Source organism: Hymenobacter sp. IS2118, from assembly GCF_000715495.1.
GTDB lineage: Bacteria > Bacteroidota > Bacteroidia > Cytophagales > Hymenobacteraceae > Hymenobacter.
Genome location: NZ_JNLX01000189.1, coordinates 1 through 6,192, shown reverse-complemented (window position 1 = coordinate 6,192; position 6,192 = coordinate 1). Strand labels below are relative to the sequence as shown.

7 protein-coding genes and 1 pseudogene are annotated in these 6,192 nt (G+C 56.3%); 6 read left to right on the top strand and 2 right to left on the bottom strand.

Annotated features, from left to right (window positions below; genetic code table 11):
- Positions 1–272 precede the first annotated feature (272 nt).
- The 3 genes from GM79_RS20930 (at position 273) to GM79_RS20920 (ending at position 1,944) form a co-directional block, all read left to right on the top strand.
- Positions 273–461 (top strand): hypothetical protein, encoded by a 189-nt coding sequence (locus GM79_RS20930; protein WP_035567710.1) that lies wholly within the window; start codon positions 273–275, stop codon positions 459–461.
- Between the two features lie 269 nt (positions 462–730).
- Positions 731–1,468: an outer membrane beta-barrel protein gene (locus tag GM79_RS20925; protein WP_035567708.1), complete on the top strand. Its 738-nt coding sequence runs from the start codon at positions 731–733 to the stop codon at positions 1,466–1,468.
- A gap of 224 nt (positions 1,469–1,692) precedes the next feature.
- Entirely contained in the window at positions 1,693–1,944 is a 252-nt protein-coding gene (locus tag GM79_RS20920; protein WP_152560122.1) for a hypothetical protein, read from the top strand.
- A 128-nt stretch (positions 1,945–2,072) separates the two neighbouring features.
- On the opposite strand, the gene GM79_RS20915 is transcribed toward GM79_RS20920, so the two are convergent.
- The gene (locus GM79_RS20915) at positions 2,073–2,405 is read right to left on the bottom strand and encodes a DUF5713 family protein (RefSeq protein ID WP_035567704.1); all 333 of its coding nucleotides are present in this window, start codon (positions 2,403–2,405) and stop codon (positions 2,073–2,075) included.
- 302 nt (positions 2,406–2,707) lie between these two features.
- Here GM79_RS20915 and GM79_RS20910 point away from each other — a divergent pair, with 302 nt between their 5' ends.
- The 3 genes from GM79_RS20910 (at position 2,708) to GM79_RS20900 (ending at position 5,001) form a co-directional block, all read left to right on the top strand.
- On the top strand, positions 2,708–3,298 hold the full coding sequence (locus tag GM79_RS20910; RefSeq protein WP_161787230.1) for a Crp/Fnr family transcriptional regulator: 591 nt from the start codon (positions 2,708–2,710) through the stop codon (positions 3,296–3,298).
- 67 nt (positions 3,299–3,365) lie between these two features.
- Positions 3,366–4,202 carry an acyl-CoA thioester hydrolase/BAAT C-terminal domain-containing protein gene (locus tag GM79_RS20905; RefSeq protein WP_035567701.1) on the top strand — a complete coding sequence of 279 codons (837 nt, stop codon included), beginning with the start codon at positions 3,366–3,368 and terminating at the stop codon, positions 4,200–4,202.
- A gap of 253 nt (positions 4,203–4,455) precedes the next feature.
- Positions 4,456–5,001 (top strand): REP-associated tyrosine transposase, encoded by a 546-nt coding sequence (locus GM79_RS20900; protein ID WP_035567699.1) that lies wholly within the window; start codon positions 4,456–4,458, stop codon positions 4,999–5,001.
- A 178-nt stretch (positions 5,002–5,179) separates the two neighbouring features.
- On the opposite strand, the pseudogene GM79_RS20895 reads toward GM79_RS20900, so the two are convergent.
- A pseudogene (locus GM79_RS20895) lies at positions 5,180–6,136 on the bottom strand (IS481 family transposase); the annotation flags it as partial.
- Positions 6,137–6,192: the final 56 nt, after the last annotated feature.

Here is a 6,192-nt window from a genome sequence, read left to right as displayed (position 1 = left end):
GGCGGCCCAGAGTGCGGGAGAAGGCAAAAAATCGGCGTGTATGGTAGCTTCGTATTCGGTTGTAGTCGGGCGCAACGGGAAATTTGTTAGGTGTGGTAACCCCAAAATTCTCGCGCTCGGCTACAACTTCCTTATTTTCCGGATAGGCTCTTAGCAGGTGTGCGTAAGTAATCGTATTGAATTTTAACCGTCATGCTGAGCTTGTCGAAGCATCTCTACCGCCTCGATGAACAACTCCAACGGTGCGGTAGAGAGGCTTCGACAAGCTCAGCATGACCCGCTTTTTTGCTGCGGTTACTTTTGCACCACTGCTTAACACAGCAGGACGTATCAAATGGGGTGTACAAGCTGCGCGCAACCTGGGGCCGATGGTCGAGATTACCGGGCCCGATTTCAACAGCCTGTTGCCCTGGTACATCCAGTTCGCGCTTGAAATGGAAGACCAGGTGCGCCGAAGGTGATGGATGACCAGAAGCTACTCTGGGGAAGGTCCCTTTTGCTAGGCGAGTTGCAAACTCGCTTTACTTTGGGCATACAGTCGTCGCTACGCTCAGACTGTTGCCAGCTTGCACAGCTTGCATTGCCAGTTCGCAATTGCCTGATGTCTTTTGGCTTAATTTCTTTTCGAAAACATGGGTATTCCGGGAATCGCGTCTAATTCTGCTAGTTTTGTTCGCTGCTCCGCTTTTGGGGTAGCTATTTACCATTCTTTTCTAACTGTTTACCATCCATGAAACATCTACTACACAAAGGTTCGACTGCGGCTGCGGCACTGCTGCTGGCCGCTACTGCCGCGCAGGCGCAAGTATCATTCGGCCCGCGCGTGGGCCTGAACGCCACCACGCTCAACTACGATTTTAAAGATGATGATGAACCCGACTCGAAAACGGCGCTCGGTGCGCAGGTTGGTTTGAGCCTCAACGCGCAGTTTGGCAAACTGTCGGTGCAACCCTCGCTGCTCTTTACCATGAAGGGCGACAAGGCCGAAGATTCGGGTAGGGAAACTTTTGGCGGCAGCGACCCGGTGACTATTGTTTACGATGTCAAGCAGACCATTCGCCTCAATTACATCGAGCTTCCCGTGAATCTGGTGTACAGTACCAACGGCGCCGAGGGCGGCTTCCAGGTGTTTGCTGGTCCGTACGTTGCCCTGGGCTTGGGAGGCAAGGTGAAGTCAGAAAGTAAAGTAACCATCACCGCCAACGGCCAAACCGAAACGGAAAGCGAATCGGAGAGTAACAACATAAAATTCGCGAGCGAAGAAGGCGACGATGATAAACTCTATCTGCGCGCGCTCGACGCGGGTTTTAACCTGGGAATGGGTTACAAAGTGGGCGGGGCGCAGGTGCAGCTCGGCTACGGCCTGGGCTTGGGCAACCTGATTCCCAAAGACCAAGATGGCAAAGACCCAGAGGGTAAAGTCCGCAACCGCGGGTTCCAGCTTTCGTTTGCCTATTTCTTCAACTAGTCAGCTGGCTTTCATTTGCTAAGCCACCTGTACCCCTACGCAAGCGGCGCCTGAAACGCGCAAAAAGCGCCGGACTACTCGGCTCTTTTCGCCCCCAAACGCAACCCCCCTTTCGGCCCTGCGGCTGGAAGGGGGGTTGCGTTTTAGAGCCAGGGCAAGCTCAAACAGGCGGGGTTTTTTGCGCAAGAGTTTCGCTGTTTCAACTATTTCATTTAAAGATGGCCATGGGCTCCCCCACCAGTGAAGTGCTGTACCAGCGCAATCGCCTCATCCTTCAATCCCTGATGGACCACAATCCCGATTTTACAGCCGGGCCAGCAACAATTCAGGTTCTGCACCAAACGTACTCGGCGAAAAATCGACGTGGCTTGCGGTGGATTGACAAGGATGTGAAAGAGTTGTTTGCATTGTTTTTGTCTCGTTTCCAGCAAGTCGCATTGCAAGAAAGGTTGGCCGAACTCCAACTGCTTGGTTAAAGACTTTTTTGGGTGAACGATAGCAGCGGACCGACCCCAGATGGCTCGCAAGCCACTGCCGTGTCGTGCGCTTTTACGAATTCGTGGGCTTTCGGAGTACAACTTTCGAAAGCCCACTCCAAAGCCGGCTACCAATCCCGCTCCTGTAGGGCGTCCTCCATGTCAATGTCCACCCCGAAATGCGTGAGGATGCGCTGCACCGTTTCCGCGATGGACTCGCGCGCGCCCGTCTCAAGCTCACTGTCGTGTTCCTCGAAGTCGTCCTGCAGCTCGTTGATGGCAATGGTCATTTGGTCGAGCTTCTGCTGGGTCTTCGCAGCGCTGGAGGGGCCTTTTTCGAGGTGAGCTACGACCTTTTGAATTGCTTTTTTAATTTTATCTACTTGCTTATCAGGAAAATATTCGTCGGCGTACATGTCGGGTAGAAAAGCGAAGTCGGCGGGAAGTTTTAGCGTGTCCATAGAGCGAAGCAGGGCAAATGAGTGCAGGTGCTAAACTACGCAACCAGCCCCAATCACGCTGATGCGAATGGCGCACCGCACAAGCTTTGCCCGTGCCCCACGCGCTTTCGGAGCTGCACTTCGAGAGCCCCCCAGCCAGAAAATTGCAGGCCCCAGCCGGCTCTTACGCCTGGTGGAGTACCACACCGCTGGCAGGTTGCTTTCGGAAGCGCAGGACTAGTCGGGTGGCGCTGGCGCCGCCCCGAGTGTGCGCTTCTGTGCTACTTTACAGCCTGCCTTGCCGCCCCACCTGACCAATGCAAATGAAAGAGCCGGAAGTTTTCGACCCCAGGGAAAAGCTGTTCAGCCACTTTAGCCAGTACATTCGCTTGAGTCCGGCTTTAACCGCTGATTTAGGCAGTAGGGTGGCCATTGTCCACTTCCGGAAGGGCGACACCGTGCACGATACGGGCCGCGTGTGCCGGGAAAGCTATTTCATTCAGCAAGGGTTGTTGCGCACTTATTATCTGAAAGACGGCAAGGAAATCAGCGAGTACTTCAGTGCGGAAGAGGAATGGGTGAACTCTCCCCGCAGCTTTATGCGGCAGCAGCCCGATATCTATTCGATTGATGCGCTGGAAGACACCGTGGCCTACCGGCTGAAGGTGGCCGACCTGGGGTATCTGTTCGATAACTACCCGGAAATGGAGCGCTACGCCCGCCTGTCGATGGGCAGCCTGTTCGGGCATTTGATAGAGCGCATTACCTCGCTGCGCTTTACCTCGGCCACCGAGAAATACGAGCATTTCTGCCAGGTCTACGCCGGGCTGCACCAACGCCTGCCGCTGAGCATGGTCGCTTCGTACCTGGGCATCACGCAGGAAACGCTGAGCCGCATCCGGGCCAGAAGATAATTATTTGACCTATGTCAAATGCCAGGGCTGCTGACTTTCTGAATTTTGCAGAAAACAAATCAGCCCCATGAAATACATCGGAATCCTCCTGCTGGGCCTGTGCCTGGATTTTTCCTCGGCCGCGCAGGTCCTCCTCCACACCCCCAACACGGAAAGCAAGCTCTACCTGGGCAGCGGCCGCCAGCAGCCCCTGGTGGTGGGGCTGGGCGGCTCCGAAGGCGGCAACGCCTGGGCCAGCGACCATTGGGCCAGCACCCGGAACCAGCTGTTGGCCCAGGGTTATGCCTTTCTGGCAATTGGGTACTTTGGGGCGCCCGGCACTCCCGATACGTTGAATAAAATTGCGGTCGAGGCGGTGTATAATGCCATCAGAGCTGCGGCCCAAAACCCAGCCGTCGCCGCCGGCCGGATTGCCATTATCGGTGGCTCCCGGGGCGGCGACTTGGCGCTCCTGCTGGGCAGCTACTACCCCGATATCGACTGCGTGGTGGCCCTGGTGCCGAGCCACGCGGTATTTCCGGGGCATACCGCGCACTTCAGCACCTCGCTGTGGACGTATCAGGGCCGGGAACTGCCCTTCGTGCCGGTGAACGATGCCGCGGTGCCCTTCCTGATGAAGCGGGATTTGCGGGGCGCCTTCACGGCCATGCTAGCGGATACCGTGGCCGGGAACAGCGCGGCCATCCCGGTAGAGCAGATAAAAGCCCCGGTGCTGCTGCTGTCGGCCACTGCCGACGAAATAGCCCCTACCACGCCGATGTGTGTCAAGATAATGGCCCGCTTGAAGCGTCACCATTTCCCCTATGCCTATGAGCATCATGCCATTGCCGGCGGCCACGCCGAACCCCTGAAGCATTTCGACCTGGTGTTCGCCTTCCTGAAAAAGAACTTTCCGCCGAACTAGAAAGTATTGACGGGCGCTGGCTGCAGTCTAAGCGCAGCGACGACTGCGTGCCGCTCGTGAAAGCGAGTTTGTAACTCGCCCGCAGGAAGGCCACTACCAAGGCGAGTTGCAAACTCGCTTTACCTTAGGCATACAGTCGTCGCTACGCTTAGACTGTTGCCAGTTGCCACTGTTGCCAGCTATATGCTAGCTATACAGCTACATTGCCAGCTACAGTAACTGCCGATTACCTTTTCTACCAAACTATTTTACTGTGGCTTATCGCATTCGCAACCAGGAAGGCTTGTATTTTATCACCTGCACGGTGGTCGAATGGGCGGATGTATTTACCCGGCCGATTTACAAGGACATCATTATTGAAAGCTTGCGGTACTGCCAGCAGGCCAAAGGGTTGGAGCTGTTTGCCTATTGCCTGATGAGCAACCACCTGCACCTTATCGCCCGTGCGGCTGATGGGTGTGAGCTGTCGGCCATCATGCGCGACTTCAAAAAGTACACCGCCAAGCGCGTGTTTGAAAACCTGCACGCCAACCCGCAGGAGAGCCGCCGCTTCTGGCTGGAGTGGCTGTTTCAAAACGCCGCCAATTTCAATCAGCGCAATACTAATATCCAGTTCTGGCAACAGCCCAGCCACAGCGTTGAGCTGTTGAGCGAAGCGGTGACGCAGCAGAAGCTGAACTACATTCATCAGAACCCGGTACGGGCGGGTATTTGCTACCGGGCTGAGGACTACGTGTACTCATCGGCCTCGTTTTATGCGGGGCTGGAAGCGGTATTGGCGGTGGAGCGGTTGTTTTAGCGGACGCCGTTGGAGTGGGCGAGTTGCAAACTCGCTTTCACGAGCGGCACGCAGTCGTCGCTGCGCTTAGACTGCGGCCAGCACCAGCGACTCCCGGCGACTAGTCGTGCCGAGAAGAATCAACGAAGCGTCTCTTCGAGCGACCAGCTACCCCGTTCCCAAAACCGCTATAGCTGTATGGTCCCGGTGTATGGGGTAGTGGGTCGCGGGTTGGGTCGCGGTGAAAGATAGTAGGATTTTTTTGCCATTCGGCGCAAATAAACTCGTGCGGCGTCAGCCCCTTCAACCGCTTGAGCCGCTTGGCGTAGTTGTAAGCCACTAAAAAGGTCTGCAAATGACTGTCCAACTGTGCCGTCGTCTCGTAATGGAAGCGCTTAATCGTGGCCTCCTTTACCGTGCGATTCAGGCGCTCGACCTGGCCATTGGTCCAGGGGTGGGCGGGCTTGGTGAAGCGCTGCTCGATGCCCCACTCGTCGCAGAGCTGCCCGAAAGGATGGCGACCGACTTGGGTGTAGTGGGGCAGGTTGCGAAACTGAATACCGTTGTCCGTCAGTAGCTTATGCACCTTGTAGGGAATCTGTGGCAAGACGCGCCGCAAAAAGTCCGTGGCAATGGCTTGCGTGGCCTGCGGCTGCAACTCGGCGAAGGCCAGCTTGCTGGTGCGGTCAATCGCAACAAAGAGGTACTGCTTGCCCTCTTCCGTTTGCACTTCGGCAAAATCGACGTGCAGGTAGCCTAGTGGGTAGGCCTTGAACTTCGCTTTACCCACCCCTGCCGCCGGCTCGTCGACCGGGGGTAAACGACTGATATCTTGGCGTTTCAAGCACCGATGCAGGGCCGAACGGCTTAGGTGGGGAATCGTTTCCTGCAAAGCATAGAGGCAGTCATCAAGCGGTAGCAACGTATGCTGCCGGAAGAGTACAATAGCTGCCTCTTCAACCGGGGTGAGCACCGTGGAGGCTGGTTTGGGGCCGCGCACGGCCTCTTCCGTGCTGGTGCGCCGCCGCCATTTGCGCACCGTGCCGGCCGTGAGACCCAAACGCTTGGCTAGCGTTTGTACGCCTTCTGTACTTTGCTGGATAAGGCGCCGAGTTGCCGGCGTTGTGGTGGCGCAGCCATGTGGTACTTTTCCCATAGGTTTGTCCGAAAGATACGCCACAACGCTGCTTGCCCATCCCCTGGGACTATACA

Coding starts and splice junctions, on each gene's coding strand:
- GM79_RS20905 (WP_035567701.1), top strand. CDS start 3,366: ATGAAATACATCGGAATCCTCCTGCTGGGCCTGTGCCTGGATTTTTCC.
- GM79_RS20910 (WP_161787230.1), top strand. CDS start 2,708: ATGAAAGAGCCGGAAGTTTTCGACCCCAGGGAAAAGCTGTTCAGCCAC.
- GM79_RS20920 (WP_152560122.1), top strand. CDS start 1,693: ATGGGCTCCCCCACCAGTGAAGTGCTGTACCAGCGCAATCGCCTCATC.
- GM79_RS20930 (WP_035567710.1), top strand. CDS start 273: ATGACCCGCTTTTTTGCTGCGGTTACTTTTGCACCACTGCTTAACACA.
- GM79_RS20915 (WP_035567704.1), bottom strand. CDS start 2,405: ATGGACACGCTAAAACTTCCCGCCGACTTCGCTTTTCTACCCGACATG.
- GM79_RS20925 (WP_035567708.1), top strand. CDS start 731: ATGAAACATCTACTACACAAAGGTTCGACTGCGGCTGCGGCACTGCTG.